The organism is Neisseria sp. P0021.S007 (assembly GCF_051956855.1).
In genome coordinates, this window is record NZ_JBQCXA010000305.1 from 1 (window position 1) to 833 (window position 833).

2 protein-coding genes are annotated in these 833 nt (G+C 49.1%); one reads left to right on the plus strand and one right to left on the minus strand.

What is annotated here, in order from left to right:
• Positions 1–451, plus strand: a 451-nt coding sequence (locus ACTHUR_RS12995; RefSeq protein ID WP_440398916.1) for an aminotransferase class I/II-fold pyridoxal phosphate-dependent enzyme, incomplete at its 5' end; no start/stop codon positions are given.
• Between the two features lie 64 nt (positions 452–515).
• Here the strand turns inward: ACTHUR_RS12995 and ACTHUR_RS13000 are convergent.
• On the minus strand, positions 516–833 hold a 318-nt coding region (locus tag ACTHUR_RS13000; RefSeq protein WP_440398918.1), incomplete at its 5' end, for a YqaA family protein.

Here is an 833-nt window from a genome sequence, read left to right on the forward strand (position 1 = left end):
CTTCGGCATGTACAACGAACGCGTCGGCGCGTTCACTTTGGTGGCTGAAGATGAAGCAACAGCAGCCCGCGCCCACAGCCAAGTCAAAACCATCATCCGTACCTTGTATTCCAACCCGGCTTCACACGGTGCGAACACCATTGCGCTGGTGTTGAAAAATGATGATTTGAAAGCACAATGGATTGCCGAACTCGATGAAATGCGCGGCCGCATCAAAGCCATGCGCCAAAAATTTGTCGAGTTGCTCAAAGCCAAAGGTGCAACCCAAGATTTTGATTTCATTATCGAACAAAACGGCATGTTCTCTTTCAGCGGCCTGACTCCAGAACAAGTTGACCGTTTGAAAAACGAGTTTGCCATTTATGCCGTCCGCTCCGGTCGCATCAACGTTGCCGGCATTACTGATGACAACATCGATTATTTGTGCGAGAGCATTGTGAAAGTGTTGTAATTGTCGAATTAAAGGCAAAGGCCGTCTGAATCGTTCAGACGGCCTTTATTTTTGACTTGTCAGCTTATCCGGCAACTGCGTTCATTCCCCAATAAATCACCGCATAGCGCAGCAGTTTGCCTGCAATCAGAATAATGGCGCAATGCAGGGCATTGAGCCTGAGCCAGCCTGCAGCAAGGGGGAGGGCATCGCCGATAATCGGCAGCCATGCAAACAATAGCGGCCAAATTCCCCAACGATTAAGCCTTTCCAACATTTTTTCAGACGGCCTTTTTTTATTTGGAAACATCCTGCCCATGTAATACGAAACCATACTGCCCAAGCCATTCGCCAATCCGGCACACAAACATGCGCCGAGGGCATGTTGCGGATATTGGTACAC